The following is a 25,484-nucleotide window of genomic DNA, read 5'->3' as shown; positions in this document are numbered from 1 at the left end:
AGCGGTGGGGAAACGCCCGGTCTCATTCCGAACCCGGAAGCTAAGCCCACCAGCGCCGATGGTACTGCCCGGGAGACTGGGTGGGAGAGTAGGTCACCGCCGGCCACTCACTCTTTGAGTAGTGAGAACGTGTAGGGGAGCAGCCCGTCAAGGGCTGCTCCCCTACACGCATTTGTGGGCCATTTCGGCCCGGCTGGGCACCGGTTCGGTCAGGCGTCAGCCTTGCAGGTGCTCCAGGACCTGCCCCCAGTCCGCGGTCGGCAAGCTGCCGTGCTCCCGGTGCCAGGTGATCGCCGCGACGAGCTCAGTCCGCGTCGGGGCGGCGGACGACCCGCCCAGCCGCTGCACGGACAGCGATGCCGCGAGTACCGCGAACGCCACTGAGGTGGTCAGCGACCACCCCGCCGTCCGGCCTCCGCAGAACGCTGCGACGAAGCAGTCGCCGGCGCCGGTGGGGTCGACTGCGGCCACTCGTGGGGCGGGAATCTCGCAGCGTTCCCCGGTCCCGGCGTCGACCGCGATCGCGCCGGCGGCCCCGCGGGTGATGACGACGAGCCCGGTCCGCCGCGCGAGGGCGTCGAGGGCGGCCTCCGCGTCGGACGTCCGGGTGTAGGCGAGGGCTTCGTCTTCGTTGGGGACGAAGGCGTCGACCGCGGAGAGGCGGTCGAGCAGGGCGGTGTCCCACTGCTCGGTCTCGTCCCAGCCGACTCCGCCGACGACGAGGGTCCCGGCGGCGCGGACGTCGGCCACCCACGCCGGGACGCCCTCGGCGATCCCGACGTGGCAGGCACCGACCGACGGCAGGGGGACGGGCAGCACGTCCGGCAGCCACGTCGCGCGTTCCTCGTAGGTGATGAAGCTGCGGTCGGCGGCGTTCGTCAGCGCGACCGTCACGGCGGTGTGGGCGTCGGGGAGCTTGGCCAGCCAGCGCAGGTCGAGGCGCTCCTCGGCCGCGAGGGTGGACCGGACGGCCGCGCCGAACAGGTCTGTCCCGGTCGCGCCGACGAGCGCCGTGCGGAAGCCGAGGCGGGCGCCGGCGACCGCGCGGGTGGCGGTCCCGCCGGGGGCCACGGCGAACCCGTCGGCGAACACCTCGGCCCCGGCGGCGGGGGCGGTGACGCCGGACATCACGAGGTCGCAGAACACGCGCCCGCCGAAGACGAGGTCGAGGTCGGGCACAGGCGGGCTCCTCGGAGGCGGGTGATCGATCGTGCAGGGAACTGCGCAACAGACTAGTCAGGGATGCGCGTTCGGTCATAGTCTTCCTGCGTGAACGAGCAGCGAGGGGTGGGCGCGTGAAGCTGGCGATCCTCGGGGGTGGAGGTTTCCGCACTCCGTTCGTGTGGCAGGCGCTGCTGCGCGACCAGGGCGACCCGCGGATCACCACGGTGACCCTCCAGGACGCCGACGCGTCCCGGCTCGCGGGCATGCGCACCGTGCTCGAGCAGCTCGCCGAGGGGTTCGCCGAACCGCCCGCGCTGCAGACGACCACCGACCTCGACGTCGCGCTCGAGGGCAGCGACTTCGTGTTCTCGGCCGTCCGCGTCGGCGGCCTCGCCGGCCGCTGCGCCGACGAGCGCGTCGCCCTCGACCTCGGCGTCCTCGGCCAGGAGACGACCGGCCCCGGGGGCCTGGCCTACGCGCTGCGCACCGTCCCGTTCATGGTGGACGTCGCCGAGCGCGTCAAGCGCCTCGCGCCGAGCGCGTACGTCCTGAACTTCACCAACCCCGCGGGCATCATCACCGAGGCCATGCAGGCGGTGCTGGGCGACAAGGTCCTCGGGATCTGCGACACCCCCTCCGGCCTCGGCCGCCGGGTCGCCCTGCTGCTCGGGCACGACCCCGACCACGCTCGCCTCGACTACGTCGGGCTCAACCACCTCGGCTGGCTGCGCCGCGTCGAGGTCCACGGCCGCGACGTCCTGCCCGACCTGCTCGGCGACGACGGGCTGCTCGCCCAGCTCGAGGAGCAGCACGTCTTCGGCGCCCCCTGGCTCAAGACGCTCGGCGCGATCCCCAACGAGTACCTCTACTACTGGTACCGCAACGCCGAGGCGGTCGCCCGCATCCGTGCGTCCTCCCTGACCCGCGGGGAGTTCCTGCTCAAGACGCAGGGCGACTTCTTCGACCAGCTCCCCAACGCCGGGTCCCGCGCCGCGCAGCTGTGGCGCGAGACCGTCCTGGACCGCAGCGCCAGCTACATGGCCGAGGCCAAGGGCGGGGAGCAGGGGGCACCGGAGAACCCCGAGCCGCCGGAGACCGACCCCTCGCAGCAGGGCTACGCCGGGGTCGCGCTCGCCGTCATGGCCGCGATCAGCCGCGACGAGCCGTCGACCGCGATCCTCAACGTGCGCAACGGCGCGACGATCGCGGGGCTGCCCGCCGACGCCGTCGTCGAGGTCCCCGTCGCCGTGGACGGGTCCGGGGTGCGCCCGTTCGCGACGGCCGCGCCCGACCTGCATCAGCTCGGGCTCATGCAGCAGGTGAAGGCCGTCGAGCGGCACGTCATCGCCGCCGCCCTGCACGGTGACGAGTCCGAAGCGCTCCTGGCGTTCGCGACGCACCCGCTCGTCCGGTCCGTCGACATCGCCGAGAAGCTGCTCGCCGGGTACGTCGACCGGATCCCCGAGGTCGCCGCCGTCTTCGGCCGCGCCTGACCCCACCTCCGAACGAACCTCCACGAGGAGCATCCGTGCACGACGACCGTTCCCTGGTCGAAGGCCGCGTCCACCGCGTCCTGACCCACCGCATCCGCCCGGCGGTCCACCCGCAGCGCGTCCCCATGACCCTGTCGGCGTGGCTCGTCCCGGACGAGCCGGTGCCCGCCCGCGACGCCGTCGCGGCGCTGGAGGCCGGGGAGTTCGGCGAGTTCTCCGTCGGCACGACGTGGGGCCGGCCGTGGTCGACGACGTGGGTGCGCGCGCAGGCGCAGGTCCCGGCCGAGTGGGCGGGCAAGCGCGTCGAGGCGCAGTTCGACCTGGGGTTCATCGGGGACTGGCCGGGCAACCAGGCCGAGGCGCTCGTGCACACCCTCGACGGGGTGCCGGTGAAGGGCGTCGCGCCCGACAACAAGATCGTGCCCGTCGTCCGCGAGGCGCGCGGCGGGGAGAGCGTCGACTGGCTGCTGGAGATGGCGGCCAACCCCGACATCATGGCCGACGACATGCGGCCCACCCCGCTGGGCGACAAGTCCACCGCGGGCCGGGCGCACCTGTACACCATGAAGGTCGCCGACCTCGTCGTCCTCGACGAGGAGGTGTGGATGCTCGCGATCGACGTCGAGTGCCTCGACGACCTCATGCGGCACCTGCCCGGGAACGAACCCCGCCGCTACGAGATCGCCCGCGCGCTCGACCGCGCCCTGGACGCCCTCGACCTCGACGACGTCTCCGGGACCGCGACCGCCGCGCGTGCCGAGCTCGCGGGCGTCCTGGCGTCCCCGGCCGTCGGCAGCGCGCACACGCTGTCCTCCGTCGGGCACGCCCACATCGACTCGGCGTGGCTGTGGCCGCTGCGCGAGACCCAGCGCAAGACCGCGCGCACCTTCGCCAACGTCACCGCGCTCGCGCAGGAGTACCCCGAGTTCGTCTTCGCCTGCTCCCAGGCCCAGCAGTACGCGTGGGTCAAGGAGCGCTCGCCGGAGGTGTACGCCCGGATGCAGGCCGCCGCGAAGGCCGGCCAGTGGGTGCCCGTGGGCGGCATGTGGGTCGAGGCCGACGGGAACCTGCCCGGCGGGGAGGCCCTCGTCCGGCAGTTCGTCACCGGCAAGGCGTTCTTCCGCGAGGAGTTCGGCGTCGACTGCAGGGGCGTGTGGCTGCCCGACTCCTTCGGCTACTCCGGCGCCTACCCGCAGATCGCGCGGCTGGCCGGCATGGACTGGTTCCTCACCCAGAAGATCTCCTGGAACCAGACGAACAAGTTCCCGCACCACACGTTCCGGTGGGAGGGCATCGACGGGTCGCAGATCTTCACCCACTTCCCGCCCGTCGACACCTACAACGCGATCTTCTCCGCCGAGGAGCTCACGCACGCCGTCGCGAACTACTCCGAGAAGGGCCGCGGCACCCGCTCGCTGGCGCCGTTCGGCCACGGCGACGGCGGGGGCGGCCCCACCCGCGAGATGCTCGAGCGCGCCCGCCGGTTCGCCGACCTGGAGGGCTCGCCGAAGGTCGTGGTGCAGGACCCGAACACGTTCTTCGCCGACGCCCGCGCCGAGTACCCCGAACCGCCCGTGTGGGCCGGGGAGCTGTACCTGGAGCTGCACCGCGCGACGTACACGAGCCAGGCGCGCACCAAGGCCGGCAACCGCCGCAGCGAGCACCTGCTGCGCGAGGCCGAGCTGTGGGCGACGACCGCGGCGCTCAACGTGCCGTCGTACGCCTACCCGCACGCCGAGCTGGACCGGCTGTGGAAGGTCGTGCTGCTGCACCAGTTCCACGACATCCTCCCCGGGTCCTCGATCGCGTGGGTGCACCGCGAGGCCGAGCAGACGTACGGCCAGGTCCGGGCCGACCTCGAGGCGCTCGTCGCCGAGGCCGTCCACGCGCTCGGCAGCGGGTCGCGCGTGCTGCTGAACACCGCCCCGCACGACCGGACCGAGGTCGTCGGCGACCGGCTCGTGCACGTGCCCGCCTCCGGTGCCGTCGTCCTCGCCGACGCGGCCCGGGAGGACCCCACCCCGGTCACGGTCACCCGCACCGACGGCACGACCGTCCTGGCCAACGGCACGCTCACGGTCGTCGTGGACGCCGACGGGCTGCTGTCCTCCGTCGTCGACGAGGTGAACGACCGCGAGGTCCTGGCCCCGGGCGCGCGGGGCAACCTGCTGCAGCTGCACAGCGACTTCCCGAACAACTGGGACGCGTGGGACGTCGACCAGCACTACCGCAACCGCGTCGTCGACCTCGTGGACGCCGACGAGGTCGCGGTCGTGGAGGAGGGGCCGCTGCGGGCCCGCGTCCGCGTCGTCCGCACCGTCAGGACGTCCCGCATCGTGCAGGAGTACGTGCTCGCGGCCGGGTCGGACCGGCTCGACGTGCGGACCGAGATCGACTGGCACGAGCAGGAGAAGTTCCTCAAGGCCGCGTTCCCGCTCGACCTGCACGCCGCGGTGAGCTCCTCGGAGATCCAGTTCGGCCACGTGCAGCGCGCGACGCACACGAACACCAGCTGGGACCACGCCCGGTTCGAGACGGCCATGCACCGCTGGGTGCACGTCGCCGAACCCGGGTACGGCGTCGCGGTGGCCAACGACTCCACCTACGGCCACGACACCACCCGCTCCGCCCGCGAGGACGGCGGCTCCACCACGACCGTGCGCCTGTCCCTCGTGCGCGGGCCGAGGATGCCGGACCCGCAGGCCGACCAGGGCCGGCACGTCCTGTCGTACTCCCTCGTGCCCGGCGCGCGGATCGCCGACGCCGTGCGGACCGGCTACGACGTCAACCTGCCGCTGCGCGAGGTCGACGGCCCGGCCGAACCGCCCGCCGCCCCGGTGACGGTGACCGGGGACGGCGCGACGCTGGAGGCCGTCAAGCTCGCCCAGGACGGCTCCGGCGACGTCGTCGTCCGCGTCTACGAGGCGTGGGGCGCTCGCGCCAAGGGCGTCCTGCGGACCTCGTTCCCGGTCGCCGAGGCCACCGTCGTCGACCTGCTCGAGGACCCGGCGCAGGAGGGCACGGCCGCGGCCCGCGGCGTCGCCTCGCTGCTGGACGACGGCACCGTCGGTTTCGCGCTGCGCCCGTTCGAGGTGCTCAGCCTGCGGCTGGCCCGCGCGTGAGGGAGTGGCTGGAACCCGAGCACGTCGGTCGTCGCCGCGAACCCGTCGGCACGATCCGGCGGGCCGTGCCCGACGACGGGTCCACCTGCCTCGACCTCGACGGGGACTGGGAGTTCCAGCTCCGGCCGCACCCCGAGGCCGCGGAACTCCCGGCCTGGCGGACCGCCCGGGTCCCGGGGTGCTGGACCACCGAACCCTCGCTGTGGGGGGAGGTCGCCGACCCGCCCTGGTACACGAACGACCGGATGCCGTGGCCGGACCTGCCGCCGAACCCGCCCACCGCGCACAACCCCACGGGCGTGTACCGCCGGGACGTCACCGTCCCGGCGGACTGGGCCGGCCGGCGGGTGCTGCTGCACGTCGGCGCGGCCGAGTCCCTGCTGCTGGTGCGCGTCGACGGTGAACCCGTCGGGTCCAGCACCGACTCCCACCTCGCCGCCGAGTTCGACGTCACCGCCTGGGCGGCGCCCGGGGCGACCGTGCGGGTCGAGCTCACCGTCGTGAAGTGGTCGGCGTCCACGTTCGTCGAGGACCAGGACCAGTGGTGGCACGGCGGGATCACCCGCTCCGTCCGGTTGTTCACCCGGCCCGCGCTGCACCTGACCGACGTGCGGGCCGTCGCGGACGCCGACGGGCGGCTGGCCGTCGACGTGCGCGCCGGCTGCGACGCGGGGGAGGGCGCGCACCGGGGCTACCTGCCCGACGGCTGGCGCGTCGCCGTCCGCCTCGGGGACACCGCGCTGGAGTTCGACGCCGCGGCGCACGCCCGCGACCTCGACGACGAGCGCATCTCCCGGTACCGGGGCCGGGCCCGGTTCCGCGGGGAGTTCCCCGGCATCGCGACCTGGACGGCCGAGACGCCCGTGCTGCACGACCTCACCGTCGAGCTGCGCGACGCCGAGGGGATCCTCGTGGACTCCGAGGTGCAGCGCGTCGGGTTCCGCACGGTGGAGGTCGTCGGCCCGGACCTGCTCGTCAACGGCCGCCGCGTCTTCGTGCGCGGGGTGAACCGGCACGACCGGAACCCCCTCACGGGCCGCGTCGTGACGACCGCGCAGGTGCGCGAGGAGCTGCTGACCCTCAAGCGGTTCGGGTTCAACGCCGTCCGCACCTCGCACTACCCGAACGACCCGGCGTTCTACGACCTCACCGACGAGCTGGGGTTCTACGTCGTCGACGAGGCGAACATCGAGTCGCACGCGTGGGCGCACGAGCTGTGCGACGACCCCGCCTACCTGCCGTCGTTCACGCAGCGGGTGGCGCGGATGGTGCGCCGCGACCGCAACCACCCCAGCGTCCTCGTGTGGTCGCTGGGCAACGAGAGCGACTACGGCGCGAACCACGACGCCGTCGCCGCGTGGATCCGCCGCGACGACCCGACCCGGCCCGTGCAGTACGAGGGCGCGATCAAGGACGACTGGGACGCGGGGTTCGCGGCCAGCGACATCGTCTGCCCCATGTACGCGCACCTCGACCAGGTGGTCGAGCACGTCACGCGGAACCCGCCGACCCGGCCCGTCATCCAGTGCGAGTACTCCCACGCCATGGGGAACTCCAACGGGTCGCTGTCGGACTACTGGGCGGCGATCGAGTCGCTGCCGGGGTTGCAGGGCGGGTTCGTCTGGGAGTTCGCCGACCACGGGATCCTGCAGCGCACCGACGACCGGCTGCCCGCCGGACGGGCCGGGGCGGGAGGGTTCGCCGGCGGCGTCCCGGCGGACGGGTTCCGCTGGGCCCACGGCGGCGACTTCGGCGACACCCCGCACGACGGCGCGTTCTGCCTCGACGGGGTCGTCCTGCCCGACGGAACCCCGAAACCGGTGATGTTCGAGCACCGTGAACTCGCCTCGCCCGTGCGGCTGTCGTTCGACGACGGTGTCCTGCGCGTGCGCAACGCGTACGACTTCACCGGGTGGGGGCACCTGCGCGGGCAGTGGGTGCTCGAGGCGAGCGACGGCACGTCGGTGTCGGCGCCCGCCGACCTCCCCGACCTCGGCCCCGGCGAGAGCGCCACCGTCGAGCTGCCCGCCGCGCTCGCCGCGGCGGGGACGGGGGAACGCTGGCTCCAGCTCGTCGTGACCCGGGCCGAGGACACGGCGTGGGACCCCGCGGGCGCGGAGGTCAGCCGCCCCTGCGTGCGGCTTCCCGACCGGGAACGGGACCTCGTCGAGGACCCCGTCGAGGACGTCGCCTCCGCGGTCGTGCTCGACGCCACCGGAACCTTCGAGTTCCCGGGTCTGGCCCGGCCCGAGCTCACGCTGTGGCGCGACCCGACGGACAACGACGACATCGCCGGGGACGGGGAGCGCTGGGTGGCCGCGGGTCTGCGCGACGCCCGGCCCGCCGTCGTGACCGTCGAGGAACCGACCGTCGTGTCCGTCCTCGGGACCACCGCCGGGGAGGCCCGGCACACCCAGGTGTTCCGCCGTGACGGGGACGTCCTGCACGTCGAGGACACCGTGGACCTGCCCAGGGGGCTCGACGACGTTCCGCGCGTCGGGGTCCGCGTGCCGCTGGCGGGGACCGCCACGAGCGCCCGCTGGTTCGGCACCGGCCCCTGGGAGACGTACCCGGACCGGCGCACCGCGCCCGTCGGCTGGCACGAACTCCCGGTGGCCGACCTGGCCGTCCCGTACGTGCGCCCGCAGGAGAACGGCGCGCGCACCCACGTCCGGGAACTCGCCGTGACCACGACGGCCGGGGTTCTGCGGTTCTCGTTCGCCCAGCCCGTGACGGTGACCGTCCACCCCGACGCCGTCGTCGTGGACGCCGCGCACCGCGGCCTGGGGTCGGCGTCCTGCGGACCGAACGCCCTGCCGCCGTACCGCGTCGCCCCCGGGACGCACCGGTGGTCCTGGTCGGTGCAGCACTCGGAGCAGGACCGGGAGGCCGGCCGGCCGTGAAGCTGCTGCTCGTCGGGCTGGACGGGGTCCGCCCCGACCTCGCCCTGCCCGAGGCCGTCGCCGCCGACCCGGCCTTCGCCGCGCCCGACCACCCGGCGGACCCCAGGTTCGCCGCGGCTGCCCGCCGCACGCCCGTCGAGGAGGGCACGACCGGACGCGTCGCGCCGACGCTGGCCCGGCTCGCGGCCGGCGGGCGCGTGGTGCCGGTGTGGATGACGCCGCCCACCGACTCCGGTCCCGGGTGGGCGTCGCTGCTCACCGGCACCACGCACGAGCAGAACAACGTGTGGTGGAACGAGTTCGTCGGCCACCGCCTGGCGCGCTGCCCCGACCTGCTCTCGCAGGTGTTCTCCGCCGACCCGCGGGCGCGGACGTTCGCGGCGTGCACGTGGCCCGCGCTCGTCGACCCCAGCGGGCCGGGGCCGGTCATCCACACCCGCCCCGACCAGCAGGTCGGCGGGCAGCACCAGCTCTTCGGGGCCACCGACGTCCGCGACGGCTGCCGATCGGCGGACCGGCAGGTGCGCACGCGCGCCGCCTGGGTCCTGAACCACGAGGGCCCGGACGCCGCGTTCGTTCACCTGGAGGGCCCGGACGAGGCCGCGCACCGCCACGGCTCGGCGGGCCCGGAGTACCTGGAGGCGCTCGCGAGCGCCGACGAGCACGTGCGGTACCTCGTCAAGGCCGTCGCCGAGCGGTACGAGCGGCTCGGGGAGGACTGGCTGATCGCGGTGACCACCGACCACGGCCACAAGCCGGAGGGCGGGCACGGGGAGGACGAGGTGGTCGTGCGGCGCTCGTTCCTGCTGCTGCACCGCCTCGGCGGCCCGCTGCCGCGGGAGCTGCTCGACCTGCGGACCCTGCGCAGCCACGAGGTCGTGCCGGTGCTGCTGGCCGCCGTCGGCGTGCGACCGGGGTCCTACGCCGCCGACCACCCCGTCGGGGAGCTGCGCGACGTCCCGTCCGCCGGGCCCACCCGGGACCCGCGCTTCGAGTGGTGAGCCGGTCAGGTGACCTGCGTGCCGTCCACGAGCTCGACCGCGACCCCGGCGCCGCGCAGGACCGAGACCGTCTCCTCGTCGGGGCGGGCGTCGGTCACCAGGTGGCGGTAGGCGGTGACGTCGCAGACCGTGGCCGTGCCGCTGCCGGGGAACTTCGAGGCGTCGGCGAGCAGCACGACCTCGTCGGCGGCCGAGATCATCGCCCGTTTCACCGGGACCTCCTCGGCCACGGTGTCCACCGAGTGCCCGCTGCGGCGGATGCCGCTGGTGCCCAGCAGGAGCACGTCGGCGCGCAGCTGCCGCAGGCTCTCCTCGGTCAGGTACCCCACGAGGGATCGGTGCGCGGGGCGCACCTGGCCGCCCAGCAGCACGAGGTCGACGGCGGGGTCCTCGCACAGCTCGGCGTAGACGGCGAGGTTGCGGGTGATGACGGTGACGGGCCGGCCGTGCAGGTAGCGGGCCACGCGGCCGACGGTGGTGCCGATGTCCAGCAGCACCGACTGGCCGTCGCGCACGCGGGCGGCCGCGGCGCGGGCGATCGCCTCCTTGGGCTCGGCCTGGCGGTCGACGAGGTCGGCGTAGACGTCGTCGCGCACGTCCACGGGCCGGGCGCCGCCGTGGACGCGTTTGAGCAGTCCCGCGTCGTCGAGCTTGACCAGGTCCCGCCGGATGGTCGCCTCGGACAGGCCGAGCCGTTCCACGAGCTCGGCGACGGCCACCGGACCCTTCAGGCGGATGACCTCGACGATGGCCTCGCGCCGCTCCTTCGCTTGCACGTTCGACAGAATACCTTGCGCGTTCGCGCAGAAGGCAAGTAGCGTTCGCGCAACAACGCCGAAGATGGTGGCCGAGGATGACCGTTCGATCACGGCGCCGGATGTCGAGAAAGGTCTCGCCATGAACCTGTCCCGTCGCAACCTCCTCCTCGGTTCGGGGCTGGCCGCCCTGGGAGCCGGAGCGCTGTCCGCCTGCTCCACCAGCAGCACCAGCGGTGGGTCCGGCGGCGGTGGCGACGCCGGCGACGGCACCGCCCTCTGGTACTGGGCCGGCGGCCTGAGCGACGACGTCGTCGCCGCCGCCCGGACCCAGTTCCCCGACGCGTCCATCACCCCGTCCGTCGTGGGCGGCGACTTCAAGCAGAAGCTGCAGACCACCCTCACCGGCGGGTCCTTCATCCCGCAGATCACCGGGGTCAAGGGCGAGGACATGCCCTTCTTCCGCACCGTCGCCGACAAGTTCACCGACCTCAACACCCTCGGCGCGCAGGACATCGCCTCCAGCCAGCTCGCCTGGAAGTGGGCCGAGGCGCAGACGCCGGACGGCGAGCAGCTCGGCTTCCCCATCGACATCGGCCCGACCGCGATGTTCTACCGCGCCGACATCCTCGCCCAGGCCGGCCTGCCGACCGACCCGGCGGCGCTCGCGGCCGCCACCTCCACCTGGGACGCCTTCTACGCCCTGGGCCAGGAACTGCACGCCAAGGTGCCGGCCAGCTTCCCCGTCGGCCAGCTCTCCACGGTCTTCCAGATCGTCATCGGGCAGATCTCCCAGCGCTTCGTCTCGCAGGACGGCGCGTTCGTCGGCGACAGCGACGAGATGAAGCAGGCCTGGGACACCGCCGTCAAGGCGCAGACCCTCGGCCTCAACGCCAACGCCTCCCAGGACGCCAACGCGGCCCTGGCCAGCGGCGCCATCGCGATCGAGATGGGCGCCGCATGGCACGCCCTCGACCTCAAGGACGCCGCGCCCGACACCAGCGGCCAGTGGCGGGTCACGGACAACCCCGTCAAGCCCACGAACTTCGGCGGGTCCTTCCTCACGATCCCGGCCGCCACGGAGGACAAGGAAGCCGCGTTCGAGATCGTCAAGTGGATCCTGGGCACCGACAACCAGGCCCAGGCCTACACCGACGCCAGCATCTTCCCCGCCGACCCGGCCGCGTGGGAACTGCCCGCCCTCACCGGTGGCGACGAGTTCTTCGGCGGCCAGAAGACCATCGACGTCTTCGGCCCCGCCGGCCAGCAGGTCCCCGAGCAGTACGTCGCGGCGTCCGACTCCGCCGTCTCCACCGCCTACCTCAACGAGCTCACGAACGTCGAGACCGCCGGCAAGAACCCCGACCAGGCCTGGGAGGACGCCGTCGCGGCCGCGAAGGACATCGCGAAGCGGCAGGGCGTGAAGTGAGCTCGGCCGGCGTGGACCGGGGGTTCCGGCGCGTCAGCGCCCGGCCCCCGGCCCGGGCGGGCACCCCCCGCCCGCGGGGGACCCTGCGGTTCTGGCCGCAGTACGTGGCGGTCAGCCCGTTCTTCCTGCTGTTCGCGGTGTTCGGGCTCTTCCCCGTCGGGTTCTCCGCCTGGCTCGCCTTCCACCGCTGGGACGGCATCAGCCCGGTCACCTACGCCGGCCTCGAGCAGTTCCGCTTCCTCGCCGAGGACGCGACCTTCCGCAAGGCCGTCGTCAACACCATCGTCATCTGGCTCCTGTCGACCGTCCCGATGCTCGTGCTGTCGCTGGTCATCGCCTCGCTGCTCAACTCGGTGCGCCGGTTCAAGACCTTCTACCAGGTCGTGCTGTTCCTGCCGAGCGTCACCTCGATCGTCGCCATCGCCATCTTCTTCAAGGCGATCTTCAACAGCCGCGTCGGGCTGGTCAACCAGGTCCTCGAGGCGATCGGGCTGCCCGCCGTCGAGTGGCTCAACGGGTGGTGGACGATCAAGATCGTCCTCGCCCTGCTCATGACGTGGCAGTGGGTCGGGTACAACGCGATCATCTACTTCGCGGGGCTGCAGGCGATCCCCGGGGAGGTCTACGAGGCGGCCAAGCTCGACGGCGCCGGTGCGCTGCGGTCCTTCTGGTCGATCACGGTGCCGATGCTGCGCCCGATCATCCTCTTCACGGTGGTCATCTCGACCATCACCGGCATGCAGACGTTCACCGAACCGCAGGTCCTCTTCGGGTCCAACGACGCGGTCAACCCGAACAGCGGCGGACCGGGCCAGGCCGGGCTCACGATGGTCCTGTACTTCTACCAGCAGGCCTTCAACAACAACAACTACGGCTACGGCGCGGCCATCGCCTACGCGGTCCTGGCCATCGTCGGGATCTTCGCCCTGGTCAACTGGCGCCTCGTCGCCCGTTCGGAGAAGTGAGCCGATGGCGCTGCGCACCGTCCCCCCGGCCACCGTCGGGGCCCGCCCGGCCGAGAGCCGCACCGTCCGCGACCCCGCCCGGTGGGCGCACGTCCCGCTGGGGCTCACCGCGCTCCTGCTGCTGTTCCCGTTCTACTGGACCGTGGTCATGGCCACGAACACGAACAGCGACTTCTACCGCACCCCGCCGGTGGTCGTCCCCGGGACGCACCTGCTGGAGAACGTCTCCTCGGTCCTCACGAGCCTGAACTTCTTCGGCTCGATGGCGAACACGTTCATCGTGGCGACCTCGGTCACCGTGCTCGTCCTCTTCTTCGACTCGATGGCGGCCTTCGCCTTCGCGAAGTACGAGTTCCCCGGCAAGAAGCTCCTCTTCGGCCTCATGATGCTGTTCTTCATGCTGCCGGCCCAGCTGTCCACCGTCCCCCAGTTCATCACCATGATCAACCTGGGCTGGGTCGGCACGCTGCAGGCGCTCATCGTCCCGGCCGCGGCCAACGCCTTCGGCATCTTCTGGATGCGCCAGTACATCGCCGGCGCCGTCCCCGACGAGATCCTCGACGCGGCCACCGTCGACGGGTGCGGGTTCTTCCGCCAGTACCTGCTCGTCGTGCTGCCGGTCATCCGCCCGGGCCTGGCGTTCCTCGGCATCTACACCTTCGTCGCCGCCTGGAACGACTACGTCTGGCCGCTCATCGTCCTGGTGAACCCCGACATGCTGACGCTGCAGGTCGCGCTGTCCCAGCTCAACGCCAGCCGCGGGACCGACTACGCCGTCGTCATGGCCGGCGCGCTGCTCGCGATCGTCCCGCTCGTCGTCGTCTTCCTCCTCTTCGCCAAGCAGTTCGTCGCCGACTCCGTCAAGGGCGCGGTCCGCTGATGGGGCGGACCGTCGTGCGGGCCGCGCGACCGGAGGAACAGGAGGAGACCGGCGCGCTCGTGGGGGCCGCGTTCTCCGCCGAACCACCCCGGCGGCGGACGCCGGGCGGCGCCGAGGCCCACGACGGCGCACGGCCCGGCGTGGCCCGCGTCGCGGTGGACGAGGACACCGGCCAGGTGCTCGCCACCGCCGTCGCCCGCCTGTGCGGGCAGTGGTGGGGAGGCCGCCGGGTGCCCGCGGCCGCCCTCGCCGGGGTCGCGGTCGACCTCACGGCCCGCGGCCGCGGCGTCGGTCGCGCGCTGGTCGCCGACACCTTCGCCGCCGCCCGCGAGGCGGGCGCGTCGGTCGTCGCGCTCATCCCCTCCACCCACGCCTTCTACCGCGGCGCCGGCTGCGGGGTCGCCGGCCGCCGCCCGGTGTACGCGATCGGCACCCACGACCTGCGCGACCTGCCCCGGGACCGCTCGCTGACCTACCGCGAGGCGACGCCGCAGGACGCGCCGCGCGTCGCCGAGCTGGTCGCCGCGCACGGCGCCCGCACCAACGGCGTCCTCGACCACGACGAGGCGACCGGGTCCGCCGTCCCGTACGTCGCCGAGCGCGACGGCGCCGTCGTCGGCTGGTGCGCCCTGGGGCGCCGGCCCGCCCGGCCCGGCCACGGCGGGAACTACGCCGTCGTCGTGCACGACCTCGTCGGTGCCGACCCCGCGGCCGAGCTCGGGCTGTGGCGCGACCTGGCCGCCGACGAACCCAGCGCCCGCGAGGTCCACGCCCTCGTCCGCCCCGGCGGGCTGCTGGAGCAGCACGTCCGGCGGCAGACCGAGACCGTCGAGGACGCCAGCTGGATGCTCGGGCTCCTCGACGTCCCCGCCGCCCTCGCCGCGCGCGGCTACCCCCGCGGCGTCACCGGCCGGGTCGTCCTCGACGTCCCCGGCCACGGCGTCCACACCCTCGACGTCGCCGGCGGCCGGGCGGCCGTCACCCCCGGCGGCGCGCCGACCGTGCGGGTGGGCCCGGCCGACCTCGCGTCCGTCTACGCCGGGCACCTCGACCCGCTCACCGCCCGGCACGCGGGGCTGCTGCACGGCGACGACGACGCGGTCGCGCTGCTGCGCACGTTCTTCGCCGGCCCACCCGCGGTCCTCGACCGCCCCTTCTGACCCCCTCCGAGGAGAGAGCACCGTGACCCTGCGCTGGGGAGTCCTCGGGCTCGGCACCATCAGCCGCGCCGTCCACCTGCCGCTCATCGCCCGCCTGCCCGGCCACGAGCTCGCCGCCGTCGCCGACCTCGACCCCGGCCGCTGCGCCGAGCTGGCCGCCGCGTACGGCGCGCGGGCGTCGACCCCGCAGGAGCTGCTCGCGGCCGAGGACGTCGACGCCGTGCTCGTCGCCACCCCCGGGCGGCACGCCGCGCACGCCGTCACCGCCCTGCGGGCCGGCAAGCACGTCCTGGCCGAGAAGCCGTTCGCGCTGTGCGCCGAGGAGGTCCGGGAAGCCGCCGCCGTCGCCGCGGGCACCGGGCTGCACCTGCAGGTCGGGTACATGAAGGTCCACGACCGCTCCGTCGACGTGGTGCGCGCGGCCCTGCCGGGCCTCGGCGCCGTCCGGCTCGTGCAGATCAGCGTCCGCCACCCCGCCGACGCCCCGCAGGTCGAGCACCTGCGCCTGGCCCCGCCCGGCCCGCTGCCCGCCGCGGCCGCCCCGCTCGTCGCGGCCGACGACGCCGCCGAGGAGCGGGCGCTGGACGCGTCCGTCGGCGCGGGCACCCCACCGCGGCTGCGCCGGCTGTTCCGGTCCGTGCTGTGCGGGTCCGTCGTCCACGAGCTGTCGCTGCTGCGCGGGCTCGGGTTCGGCTCGCCCGATCTCGACCACGTCGACCTGCTCGCCGGGGACGACGGCGCCCCGCCCACCGTGTTCGCGACCGGCCGCCTCGACGGCGGCGCGCGGTTCGTCCTGGACTGGGCGTGGACGCCGGACCGGCCCGACTACGCCGAGACCGTGCGCATCACCACGACCGCCGGGGAGGTCGTCGTCGACGTCGCCCCGCCGTACCGCCTCGACGCGGCCAGCACCGTGACCGTAACCAGACCCGACGGCACCCACCGCCCGCCGCCCGGTGCCGACGGCGCGTTCCAGCGCCAGCTCGAGGCGTTCGCGGCCGCCGTCACCGGCTCCGCCCCGCACCCGCACTCCGCGCCCGAGGGCGCCCTGCGCGACCTGGCCGTCCTGCAGCGCGTCGTGGAGCTGGCCCGGTGACCGGCCGCTGGATCGCCGGGGCCCCGGTGAGCTTCGGCGTCTGGGGCCCGCACACCGGCGCCCCCGACGGCGACGGCGACGCGGTCCTGTCCGCGCTCGCCGCGGCCGGGTACACCGGCAGCGAGCTGGGGGACCCCGGGTTCCTCGGCGACCCCGGCCGCACCGCGCACGCCCTCGCCGCGCACCGGCTCGCGCCCGCCGGGGTCTACGTGGGCCTGCCTCTCGTGCGGGGGCGGTGGAGCGCGCAGGACCGGGCCGCCTTCGCGCTGACCTGCCGCACCCTGCGCGCCGCCGTGGACCGGCACGTCCTCACCGCGGGGGCCTCCGGCGCCCCGGCGGCGCGGATCGTCCTCGCCGACGACGGCGCCCCCGGCCTCGACGCCCCGCGCGACCCCGCGGACCGGGCCTCGGGCCTGGACGACGCGGCCTGGGCCCGCGCCGTGGACCTGCTCGCCGAGGCGGCCGCGACCGCCGCCGGGCACGGGCTGGGGACGACGTTCCACCCCCACCTGGGCACGTTCGTGGAGTCCACCCGCGAGGTCGACCGGCTGCTGGCGACGACCCCGCTCACGGTGACGCTCGACACCGGGCACGCGCTGCTCGCCGGCACCGACCCCGTGGCCGCGGTCGGGCGCTGGGCCGGGCGGATCGACCACGTGCACCTCAAGGACGTCCGCCTCGACGTGCTCCGCGCGGCCCGCCGCGGCGGGCCGGTCCCGCTGCGGGACTGGTGGGCCGACGCGAACGTCCCGTTCGGGTCCGGCGACGTCGACCTCGCCGGCGTGCTGGCGGCGCTGCGCCGCACCGGCTACGCGGGGTGGCTCGTGGTGGAGCAGGACGCCGCCCCGCACGGCGGGCCGCAGCTGGCGCAGTTCGCGGCCGACCAGGAGCACAACCTGCGGGTGCTGCGCGGGCTCCTGCGGGACTGACCCGGCCTCAGCCGTGCTGGGCCGTCCAGGCGGCGTGCAGCCGCGAGTACGGCCCGCCCGCGTGGGCGAGCTCGGACGCGGGCCCGACCTCCACGACCCGGCCGGAGTCCACGACGACCACGGTGTCCGCGGCCTCGGCGGTCGACAGGCGGTGGGCGATCGCGACGGACGTGCGGCCGCTGAGGACGCCCTCCAGGGCCCGCTGCAGCCGGACCTCCGTGGCCGGGTCCACCGACGACGTCGCCTCGTCCAGGACCAGCAGGTCCGGGTCGGCCAGGTGGGCGCGGGCCAGGGCGACGAGCTGGCGCTCACCGGCGGACAGCCGCTCCCCGCGCTGCCCGACGGGGGTGTCCAGGCCCTCGGGCAGGCCGTCCAGCCACGACGTCAGGCCCAGGTCCGCGAACGCCTCCCGCACCTGGGCGTCGCTCGCCCCGGGCAGACCGCGCCGCACGTTGTCCCCGACCGTCGTGTCGAAGAGGAAACCCTCCTGCGGGACGGCGACGACGCGGCGGTGCAGCTCGGCCGACGGCAGGTCGCGGGCGTCCACCCCGGACAGCAGGACGCGGCCCGCGACGGGGTCGACCAGGCGCGTCATCAACCGCGACAGCGTGGTCTTGCCCGACCCGGTCTCACCCACCACGGCCGTGCGCGAGCCCGGGGGGAAGTGCAGCGTGACCCCGGACAGCACGACCTTCGAGGTCCCCGGGTAGGAGTAGGCGACGTCCTGCACGCGGACGTCGACCGGGCCGCGGGGCAGCGGGCGCGGGGTCCGCGGCTCGGGCACCGAGACGGGGGTGTCGATGAGGTCGACGACCCGGCGCCAGCCGGCGAGGGCGTTCTGCAGCTCGTTGAGGACCTCGGTGGCGGCCTGGACCGGCCCCACCCACAGCTGGGCGAGGAACAGGAAGGCCAGCAGCCGGCCCAGGGTGATGTCCCCGTCCAGGCCCAGCAGCGTCCCCACGACGATGACGAGCGCGACGACCAGGCCGGACACGAACACCCCGGAGGAGAACGTCACCGCCGTCGCCGTCTGCGCCTTCACGGCCTGCCTGCGGTGCGCCTCGATGGCCTCGTCGATGCGCCGCCAGGACCGTTCCGACGCCGCGTGGGCGCGGATGACGTCGGCGCCCACGACCGTCTCGGACACCGCGGCGAGCAGGTCGCCCATGCGCACGCGCACGGCCCGGTAGGCGCGGGTCACCGGCCGCTGCAGCCGCTGGCGGGCCAGCACCAGCGGCACGAAGCAGCCGATGACGACCAGGGCGAGCTGCCAGGAGTAGAAGAACATCAGCCCGGTCGCGAGCAGCACCTGCCCGGCGGACAGGACGAGCACGAGCATCCCGGTCTGCAGGAACGTCGAGATGGTGTCGACGTCGCTGGTCACCCGGCTCACCAGGGAGCCGCGCCGCTCCCCGCTCTGGGTGAGGACGGCGAGGTCGTGGACGTGCCGGAACGCGCGGACGCGCAGCGTCGCCAGCCCGGCCTCGGTGGCCCGGAACAACCGGACGTTGACGATCCACGCGGTGCCGGCCGTCACCAGCACCAGGAGGGCGGCCGCGGCGCACAGCAGCACGACGCGGGTCACGTCGGGGCCGCCGTCGGCGGACACGCCGGTGTCGATGGTCTGCTGGACGGCGATCGGGACGGCGACCTTGCCCAGGGTCGTCGCGGCGGCGATGGCCAGGGTCACCCCCAGGCCCTCGGCGAACTCCGGGGTCAGCTCGCGGGCGCGGGCGATGACGCCCCGCTCCACCGCCGGCCCCCGGGTGGTGCTGGTGCTGGTGGTGGTGCTCACGCGGCGCCCTCCTCGGCGGCCCGGTCCGCGGCGGCGCGGGCGTAGGCGGTGACGAGCTCGCGGTAGCCCTCGTCGCGGGCCGCGACCTCCGCGGCGGGCCCCCGGTCGACGACCCGGCCGCGGTCGAGGTGGACCACCTCGTCGGCCAGCGCGATCGTCGCCGGCCGGTAGGCGACCACCACGACCGTGGTGCTGATGCCCGTCCGCTCCAGGCCGTCCAGGACGGCCCGCTCGACCGCGGGGTCCAGGGCGCTGGTCGCGTCGTCGAGCACGAGCAGCCGGGGGCGGCGCACCAGCGCGCGCGCCAGCGCGAGCCGCTGCCGCTGCCCGCCGGACAGGGTGGAGCCGCGTTCGCCGACGAGCTCGTCCAGCCCGCCCGGCAGCGCGGCGACGAACCCGTCGGCCTGCGCGAGCCGCAGCGCCTGCCACACCTCGTCGTCGGAGACCTCCAGGCCCAGGGCCACGTTGCCGCGGACCGAGTCGTCGAACACGAACGTCGACTGCGGGACCAGCGCGGCCGCCCCGGCGATCCGGCCCTCGGCCAGCTCGCGGACGTCGACGCCGTCCAGCAGCACCTGCCCGGTCGAGGGGTCGACGAGGCGGACCAGCAGCCCGGCGAGCGTCGACTTGCCCGCGCCGGTGCCGCCGACGACCGCGACCGTCGTGCCGGCGGCGATGTCCAGCGTCACGTCCGTCAGGACCGGTGGCGGCGGGGGGTGCTCGGTGCCCGGCCCCGACAGCGGGTCGGCCGCCGGCGCCGGGTGCCGGTAGGACAGGCCCGACGCCGCCACGCCGAGCGCGCCGCCGTCGGGGACCGCGCGCTCGCCCCACGGCGTCGTGGCGCTCTCGCGCAGCACGTCCTGCAGGCGGGCGTCCCCGGCGACCGTGCGGGGCAGGTCGGCCAGCAGCCACCCGAAGGACCGGACCGGGAACGCCAGCAGGCTCAGCAGGTAGGCGATCTGCACGAGGTCGCCGACGCCGGTGTGGCCGGAGGCGACCCGCACCGACCCGACGACCAGCACGAGCAGCGTCCCCAGCGACGGCAGCGCCTCGATGATCGGCTCGAACGCGCCGCGGGTGCGGCCGGCGGCGACGTTGGCGTCCCGCAGCCGCTCGGCGTCGGCGCGGAACCGCGCGACCTCCTCGTCGGCCAGCCCGAGCGTCTTGACGACCAGCGCGCCCTCGAAGCTCTCGTGGGCCGTGGTCGAGACCTCCCCGCGCAGCCGCTGCACGGCCACCACCAGCGGCGACATCCGCCGCTGGTAGACGATGTTCGCGGCCAGCAGGGCGGGCACCACGACCAGCCCGACCGCGGCGAGCACCGGGTCGGCCAGGACCATCGCGACCCCCGCGAAGAGGATCAGCACGGCCGTGCCCAGCGCGAACGGCAGGACCATCGTCGCCTGCCAGGTCGCCTCCACGTCCGAGCTCGCCGTCGCCAGCAACCGGCCCGCGGGGTGGGCGTGGTGCCAGGCCAGCGGCAGGTCCAGGTAGCGCCGGGCCAGCCGCCGGCGGTACCGGGCCTGGAGGGCGAACGTGAACGCGCCGCCGAAGATCCGCCGCAGCAGGACCCCGCCCACCAGCACGACGGTCACGGACATCAAGGTCGCGCCGGCCAGCCACGCGTCGCCCGCGGTGACCTGCCCGGAACCGTTCACGGCGGGGACGACGACGTCGGTGGTGACGCGGCCGACGAGGAAACCGGACAGGGCGTTGCCGGCGCCGAAGACGACCGAGCCGACGATCGCGATGCGGAAGGGGCGGGGCTCCTCGCGGATGCCGCGGGCCAGGGTTCGCACGCCGTCGAGGAACGTTCCACTCACCTCCGGAGCCTTTCACAGGGGCTGCACGGCCGCCGCTCCTCGCGGGCGGTGGAGGCGATCACGCCCGGGGTGACAGGCTGGCCCGGTGGCACACGACGACACGAACCCGGTGACCGAGTCCCACGCGCTCGGCGAGCGCGCGATGGCGGAGCTGCGCGGCCCCTTCACCGCCTGGCTGGAGGAGAACGTCGAGGTCGACGAGGAGGTGGGCCCCGAGGCCGTCGTCGAGGCGCTCACCGTCGGCGCGGGCGGGCTGCTGACGCTGCGCCCGGGCGCGGTGCTGACCCGGCTGACTCCCGAGGACGTCGACGTGCTCGTCACCCGCGTCATCCCCGCGCTCGTGGAGGACAGCGGCACGCCCGAGCCGGAGGAGATGGCCGAGGACCTGGCCGCGATCTGGTGGCAGCTGCTGACGTTCCTGGGGGAGACGGGGCGCTGGCAGGGGTCCGCGGGGGACCTGGAGACGTGCCTGGTGCTGGTCGCCGGGGAACCCCCGGAGATCGCCGAGGTGCTGGCCGCGGCGGCCGAGGACGTCGACGCCGACGAGGAGGACGACGCGGTCCTCGCCTCGTTCCCGGTGCGGGCCGCGCAGGCCGTCCTCGCCCACGTCGGGGAGGGCATCGCGGTGCCGGACGACGCGGAGCTGTCCGCCGACGACGTCACCGCGGTCCTGGCGTCGTTCGAGCACCGCATCCCCAGCACCGTCGACGCCGACGGCGAACCCACCGAGCTGGAGGACGTGCCGTGGCTGCGGCAGGTCGTGCTGCTGATGATCGCGCTGGACCTGCTCGACGGTGAGGACGAGACGTTCCTGGCCCCCGGCCCCGAGGCCGAGGGCTGGCTGGCGCGCGAACCGGAACCGCGCGAGCTGCGCCGCCACCTCGTCGGGCGGTTCGTCCTGGACGACCCCGAGACCCTCGACGAGGGTTTCTCGATCTCCGACGCCGTGCTGCCCACGATCCTGGCCTCGGCCGTCACCGGCCACCCCTTCGACGACGCGGCCCTGGACGAGCTCGTGGACAGCGCCGCCGGGCTCGGGCCGGCCGCGGGCGTGGCCGTGGAGGAGTTGCGGGCCCGGTTGTCCGACCTCGGTGTCCTGGGCCTGCTCAGCGCGTCGGCGCCGTGGACGCTCGCGCGCGGGTTCTGGCCCGCGGTCGCCGCGGCGGCCGAGAGCCACGAGGAGGACGACGTCCTCGGCGACCTGTTCGGCGACGGTGAACCGCACTGGCTGCAGGGCGTCATGGGTCAGCTGGGGGTCGGCGACGACCAGATGCAGCAGATCCGCAACATCCTCGGCGGTCGCTGAGCCGTCGGCGCGGAGGTCGGTCCGGTGGAGCGACGCCACCGGACCTGACCGCGGGTCGTGATGCACTCACGCTGAGTGCGGGCCTGAAAGGGCTTCTCCCGCAACGTCACCGCCCGACCGGGCACGGAGCGTGACGTCGGGTCGACGGAACCGGTACGTCGGGGCGTCCGGGTTCCGCCGGCCTCGTGAAATCCCGCCGAACCGCCCGCGCGGACGGTGGGGGTGCGGCAACCTCGGGGGCAGGAACCGCACCCACCGCCGCACCTCCACCGGAGCCCCGTCGTGACCGAAGCCACGCACCCGTCCGCGCCCCACCGCGTGCTCGTCGTCCTCGGCACCCGGCCCGAGGCCGTGAAACTGGCCCCCGTCGTCCGGGCCATGGTCGCCTCCCCGCGCTTCGAACCCGTCGTCGTCACCACCGGGCAGCACCGCGAGATGCTCGAGCAGATGCTCACCGCCCTCGACGTCGTCCCCGACGTCCGCCTCGACGTCATGCGCGAGCGCCAGGACCTGCACGGCCTCACCTCCCGCCTCGCGCGGGAGATCGGCGCCGTCGTCACCAGCGCCCCGTTCGACGCTGCGATCGTCCAGGGCGACACCACCACCGCCTACAGCGGGGCGCTCGCCGCGTTCTACGAGGGCATCCCCGTCGCGCACGTCGAGGCCGGGTTGCGTTCCGGCGTCGCCACCGACCCGTTCCCCGAGGAGCTGAACCGCCGCCTCGTCGCCCGGCTCGCGCGCTGGCACTTCGCCCCGACCCGGCCGGCCGGGGAGAACCTGCTGCGCGAGGGGGTTCCGGCCGAGGACGTCGAGGTCACCGGGAACACCGTCATCGACAACCTGCTGTGGGTCGTCGACCGCGGCCTGGGCACCTCGGCGTTCCCCACCGCCCGCACCGGCACCGGACCCCGCGTCGTCGTCACCCTGCACCGCCGCGAGAACCAGGGCGCCACCATGGCCGCGCTGGCCCGCACCATCGCCGAGGTCGCCGACGCCCGCGACGCCGAGGTCGTGCTGCCGCTGCACCTGAGCCCCGCCGTCCGCGACGCGGTGCTGCCGGTGCTGGGGGACCACCCGCGCGTCCGCGTCACCGGACCGCTGGACTACCTCGACTTCACCGCCACCCTCGCCGACGCCGACCTCGCCCTCACCGACTCCGGTGGCGTGCAGGAGGAGGCGCCGTCCCTGGACGTCCCCGTCCTCGTGCTGCGCCGCACCACCGAACGCCGGGAAGCCGTGGACGCCGGGGCCGCCGCGCTCGTGGGCACCGACCCCGACGAGGTCCGCCGGTACGCCCTCGACCTGCTCGACGACCCCGACCGGTTGCGGCGCATGGCGTCGGTGGCGAACCCGTTCGGCGACGGGCGGGCCGCGGCCCGCGTCCTGGACCGCCTCGACCGCGACCTCACGCCCGCCGGCGACCTCGCCGGCGCCGGGGCCGCGTCGGCGTGAGCGCGCCGGGCCCGGCGCTCAGTACAGGTCCGGGCGCCGGTCGGCGAACACGTGGGCGCGGGCGGTGAGCTGCTTGTCCCGCGCCAGGGCCACGTCGACCTCCGCCAGCAGCAGGCCCTCGGCGCCGCCGGACGCGACCGGCCAGCCGTCCGCGCCGACGACCGTGGTGCCCGCGGTCCAGCGCACCCCGCGCTCGGTCCCGGTCCGGTCGCAGCAGGCGACCACCACGCGGTTCACCCGGGCGGTGGCCATCGCGATGACGACCTCCGGGGGGCGCTCGCCGTCGGGGCGGGGGACCAGCGGCCAGTTCGTCGGGACGGCCAGCACCTCGGCCCCGGCCAGGGCGAGCGCGCGCGTGAACTCGGGGAACTCCAGGTCGTAGCAGACCAGCGGCGCGACGCGGCCGGCCCGGGTGTCCAGGACCGGGGGGAGCTCGTCCCCGGCGGTGAAGAACCGTTCCTCCTCGTCCCACAGGTGGACCTTGCGGTAGACCGCGAGGACGCCGGTCGCGTCGACGACCGCGGCGCTGTTGAAGACCTCCCCGTCCGGGCCGCGTTCGCAGAACCCGCCGACGACGACGGCGTCCCCGGCGGCCCGCGCCCACTGCGCGAACACCTCGTGGTCGGCGGGGACCGCGAGGTCCGCCGCCTCCTGCGCGGAGGTGAACACGTACCCGGAGGTGACGAGCTCGGGCAGGACGACGAGGTCGGCGCCCGCGGCGGCGGCCTCCCGCACGGCGGTCACCGACCGGGCGCAGTTCCCGGCCAGGTCCCCGATGCGGGGGGCCGCCGTCCAGCAGGCGATGAGGGTCACCGCGGTCTCACCGCCACCGGGCGGTGCGCAGCGTCGCGGTGGCGCTGTGCGCGGCCATCCCCTCGGAGTCGGAGATGACCTGGACGGCGGTCGCGAGGTCCGGCGTCGCCTCCCGGGAGATCCGCTGGTAGGTGAGGGGTTTGAGGTACCGGGAGACCGACAGCCCGGCGCTGTGCTTGGCCCCGCCCGCCGTCGGCAGGGTGTGGTTCGTCCCGGCCATCCCCTTGTCGGAGTACGCGACGGTGGACCACGGGCCGAGGAACAGCGAGCCGTAGTTCGTCAGCCGGTCGTGGTACCAGTCGTCGTCGGCGGTGAGGACCTCCAGGTGCTCGGGCGCGAGGTCGTCCATGAGCGTCGCGGCGGTCTCGCGGTCGGCGGCCCAGGTGACGCTGCCGTGGTCGCGCCACGCGGGCCCGGCGATGTCTCGGGTGGCGAGGGTCGCGAGCTGCCGCTCGACCTCGGCGACGACGGCCCGGCCCAGTTCCTCCGACGTGGTCACGAGCGCGGCGGGGGAGTTCGGCCCGTGCTCGGCCTGGCCCAGCAGGTCGGCGGCGACCAGGACGGGGTCGGCGGTCTCGTCGGCGAGGACCGCGACCTCCGACGGGCCGGCGAGCAGGTCGATCGCGACGGTCCCGAACAACTGCCGCTTCGCCTCGGCGACGAACGCGTTCCCCGCGCCCACGAGCATGTCGACGGGGCCGTCCCCGACGAGGCCGAACGCCATCGCGGCCAGCGCCTGCACCCCGCCCAGGACGAACACCCGGTCGACGCCGGAGACGGCGGCCGCGTAGAGGACGGCGTCGTTGGCGCCGCCGTGCGGTTGCGGGGGCGTGCAGGCCACGACGGAGGGGACCCCGGCGACCTTGGCCACGCCGACCGTCATGAACGCGCTGGCCGTCAGCGGGAACCGCCCGGCGGGCAGGTAGGCGCCGACCCGGCCGACGGGGACGTACCTCTGCCCCACGACCAGCCCGGGGGTGAGTTCGACGGAGAAGTCCGTCAGGTGCTCGCGCTGGGCGGCGGCGAACGCGCGGGTGCGTTCCCCGCCGAGTTCGACGGCGGCCCGCAGGTCGGCGGGCAGGCGGTCACCGCTGCGGGCGATCGTCCCGGCGTCGAGTTCCACCGGGCGTCCGTCGTAGCCGTCGAGCTCGGCGGCGTAGCGCAGGACGGCGTCCAGGCCGCCCTTCTCGATGTCGGTGAGCATGCCGGAGACCCGGGCCGCGACGGCGGGGTCGCGCTGGGCGGGCGGGGTGCTGACGGCCGGCGTCTTCACCGGGCGGAACCGGCCCGCGAGGGCGGTCAGGAGGCTGGGGGTGAACTGCATGCCAGCAGGCTAGGAACCCCCCGGACCCCCGGACAAGAGCGAGGTTTCCTCCGGGACCGGCAGGACTAACCTGT

The 25,484-nt window shown here is 74.7% G+C and carries 18 protein-coding genes and 1 rRNA gene; 13 read left to right on the top strand and 6 right to left on the bottom strand.

Annotation, left to right across the window (positions count from 1 at the left end; translation table 11 throughout):
- Window positions 1-105 (top strand): 5S ribosomal RNA (gene rrf / locus ACRYRX_RS14695); the annotation flags it as partial.
- Between the two features lie 111 nt (window positions 106-216).
- On the opposite strand, the gene ACRYRX_RS14690 is transcribed toward rrf, so the two are convergent.
- Window positions 217-1,179, bottom strand: coding sequence for a carbohydrate kinase family protein (locus ACRYRX_RS14690; protein ID WP_432512894.1), 963 nt, complete (start codon window positions 1,177-1,179; stop codon window positions 217-219).
- A 116-nt stretch (window positions 1,180-1,295) separates the two neighbouring features.
- Between ACRYRX_RS14690 and ACRYRX_RS14685 the strand changes: the two genes are divergently transcribed.
- The 4 genes from ACRYRX_RS14685 to ACRYRX_RS14670 are packed head-to-tail and all read left to right on the top strand — an operon-like array spanning window position 1,296 to window position 9,683.
- Window positions 1,296-2,657: a 6-phospho-beta-glucosidase gene (locus ACRYRX_RS14685; RefSeq protein ID WP_432512892.1), complete on the top strand. Its 1,362-nt coding sequence runs from the start codon at window positions 1,296-1,298 to the stop codon at window positions 2,655-2,657.
- A 35-nt stretch (window positions 2,658-2,692) separates the two neighbouring features.
- A complete protein-coding gene (locus ACRYRX_RS14680) occupies window positions 2,693-5,779 on the top strand; it encodes an alpha-mannosidase (protein ID WP_432512890.1) in 3,087 nt (1,028 codons plus the stop codon).
- Window positions 5,776-8,682 (top strand): glycoside hydrolase family 2 TIM barrel-domain containing protein, encoded by a 2,907-nt coding sequence (locus ACRYRX_RS14675; RefSeq protein ID WP_432512889.1) that lies wholly within the window; start codon window positions 5,776-5,778, stop codon window positions 8,680-8,682. The genes ACRYRX_RS14680 and ACRYRX_RS14675 overlap by 4 nt, the downstream gene beginning before the upstream one ends.
- Window positions 8,679-9,683 (top strand): alkaline phosphatase family protein, encoded by a 1,005-nt coding sequence (locus tag ACRYRX_RS14670; protein ID WP_432512887.1) that lies wholly within the window; start codon window positions 8,679-8,681, stop codon window positions 9,681-9,683. Before ACRYRX_RS14675 ends, ACRYRX_RS14670 begins: the two co-directional genes overlap by 4 nt.
- A gap of 5 nt (window positions 9,684-9,688) precedes the next feature.
- Here ACRYRX_RS14670 and ACRYRX_RS14665 read toward each other — a convergent pair whose 3' ends face one another.
- Window positions 9,689-10,459 (bottom strand): DeoR/GlpR family DNA-binding transcription regulator, encoded by a 771-nt coding sequence (locus ACRYRX_RS14665; protein ID WP_432512885.1) that lies wholly within the window; start codon window positions 10,457-10,459, stop codon window positions 9,689-9,691.
- Window positions 10,460-10,580: 121 nt separating this feature from the next.
- Here ACRYRX_RS14665 and ACRYRX_RS14660 point away from each other — a divergent pair, with 121 nt between their 5' ends.
- The 6 genes from ACRYRX_RS14660 to ACRYRX_RS14635 are packed head-to-tail and all read left to right on the top strand — an operon-like array spanning window position 10,581 to window position 16,897.
- Complete coding sequence (locus ACRYRX_RS14660; protein WP_432512883.1) at window positions 10,581-11,867, top strand: ABC transporter substrate-binding protein; 1,287 nt, start codon at window positions 10,581-10,583, stop codon at window positions 11,865-11,867.
- Window positions 11,868-11,878: 11 nt separating this feature from the next.
- Complete coding sequence (locus ACRYRX_RS14655; RefSeq protein WP_432512882.1) at window positions 11,879-12,832, top strand: carbohydrate ABC transporter permease; 954 nt, start codon at window positions 11,879-11,881, stop codon at window positions 12,830-12,832.
- Between the two features lie 4 nt (window positions 12,833-12,836).
- The gene (locus ACRYRX_RS14650) at window positions 12,837-13,712 is read left to right on the top strand and encodes a carbohydrate ABC transporter permease (protein ID WP_432512880.1); all 876 of its coding nucleotides are present in this window, start codon (window positions 12,837-12,839) and stop codon (window positions 13,710-13,712) included.
- Window positions 13,712-14,872 carry a GNAT family N-acetyltransferase gene (locus tag ACRYRX_RS14645; protein ID WP_432512878.1) on the top strand — a complete coding sequence of 387 codons (1,161 nt, stop codon included), beginning with the start codon at window positions 13,712-13,714 and terminating at the stop codon, window positions 14,870-14,872. The genes ACRYRX_RS14650 and ACRYRX_RS14645 overlap by 1 nt, the downstream gene beginning before the upstream one ends.
- A gap of 22 nt (window positions 14,873-14,894) precedes the next feature.
- Window positions 14,895-15,968: a Gfo/Idh/MocA family protein gene (locus ACRYRX_RS14640; protein WP_432512877.1), complete on the top strand. Its 1,074-nt coding sequence runs from the start codon at window positions 14,895-14,897 to the stop codon at window positions 15,966-15,968.
- Window positions 15,965-16,897 carry a TIM barrel protein gene (locus tag ACRYRX_RS14635; RefSeq protein ID WP_432512875.1) on the top strand — a complete coding sequence of 311 codons (933 nt, stop codon included), beginning with the start codon at window positions 15,965-15,967 and terminating at the stop codon, window positions 16,895-16,897. The genes ACRYRX_RS14640 and ACRYRX_RS14635 overlap by 4 nt, the downstream gene beginning before the upstream one ends.
- Before the next feature lie 7 nt (window positions 16,898-16,904).
- Here ACRYRX_RS14635 and ACRYRX_RS14630 read toward each other — a convergent pair whose 3' ends face one another.
- Together ACRYRX_RS14630 and ACRYRX_RS14625 are read right to left on the bottom strand one after the other, a co-directional pair.
- Window positions 16,905-18,692: an ABC transporter ATP-binding protein gene (locus ACRYRX_RS14630; protein ID WP_432512873.1), complete on the bottom strand. Its 1,788-nt coding sequence runs from the start codon at window positions 18,690-18,692 to the stop codon at window positions 16,905-16,907.
- The gene (locus ACRYRX_RS14625) at window positions 18,689-20,515 is read right to left on the bottom strand and encodes an ABC transporter ATP-binding protein (RefSeq protein WP_432512871.1); all 1,827 of its coding nucleotides are present in this window, start codon (window positions 20,513-20,515) and stop codon (window positions 18,689-18,691) included. Before ACRYRX_RS14625 ends, ACRYRX_RS14630 begins: the two co-directional genes overlap by 4 nt.
- Before the next feature lie 85 nt (window positions 20,516-20,600).
- Between ACRYRX_RS14625 and ACRYRX_RS14620 the strand changes: the two genes are divergently transcribed.
- Both ACRYRX_RS14620 and wecB read left to right on the top strand, forming a co-directional pair.
- Window positions 20,601-21,821: a hypothetical protein gene (locus tag ACRYRX_RS14620; protein ID WP_432512869.1), complete on the top strand. Its 1,221-nt coding sequence runs from the start codon at window positions 20,601-20,603 to the stop codon at window positions 21,819-21,821.
- A 282-nt stretch (window positions 21,822-22,103) separates the two neighbouring features.
- Window positions 22,104-23,273 carry a non-hydrolyzing UDP-N-acetylglucosamine 2-epimerase gene (gene wecB, locus ACRYRX_RS14615; RefSeq protein WP_432512868.1) on the top strand — a complete coding sequence of 390 codons (1,170 nt, stop codon included), beginning with the start codon at window positions 22,104-22,106 and terminating at the stop codon, window positions 23,271-23,273.
- An 18-nt stretch (window positions 23,274-23,291) separates the two neighbouring features.
- Here wecB and ACRYRX_RS14610 read toward each other — a convergent pair whose 3' ends face one another.
- Both ACRYRX_RS14610 and hisD read right to left on the bottom strand, forming a co-directional pair.
- Window positions 23,292-24,086 (bottom strand): nitrilase-related carbon-nitrogen hydrolase, encoded by a 795-nt coding sequence (locus tag ACRYRX_RS14610; protein ID WP_432512866.1) that lies wholly within the window; start codon window positions 24,084-24,086, stop codon window positions 23,292-23,294.
- Between the two features lie 7 nt (window positions 24,087-24,093).
- Complete coding sequence (gene hisD, locus ACRYRX_RS14605) at window positions 24,094-25,410, bottom strand: histidinol dehydrogenase (protein ID WP_432512864.1); 1,317 nt, start codon at window positions 25,408-25,410, stop codon at window positions 24,094-24,096.
- Window positions 25,411-25,484: the final 74 nt, after the last annotated feature.

Origin of the sequence: Kineococcus lubricus (genome assembly GCF_050871965.1) — a bacterium.
Classification (GTDB): domain Bacteria; phylum Actinomycetota; class Actinomycetes; order Actinomycetales; family Kineococcaceae; genus Kineococcus.
This window is presented reverse-complemented; position numbering and strand designations above follow the sequence as displayed.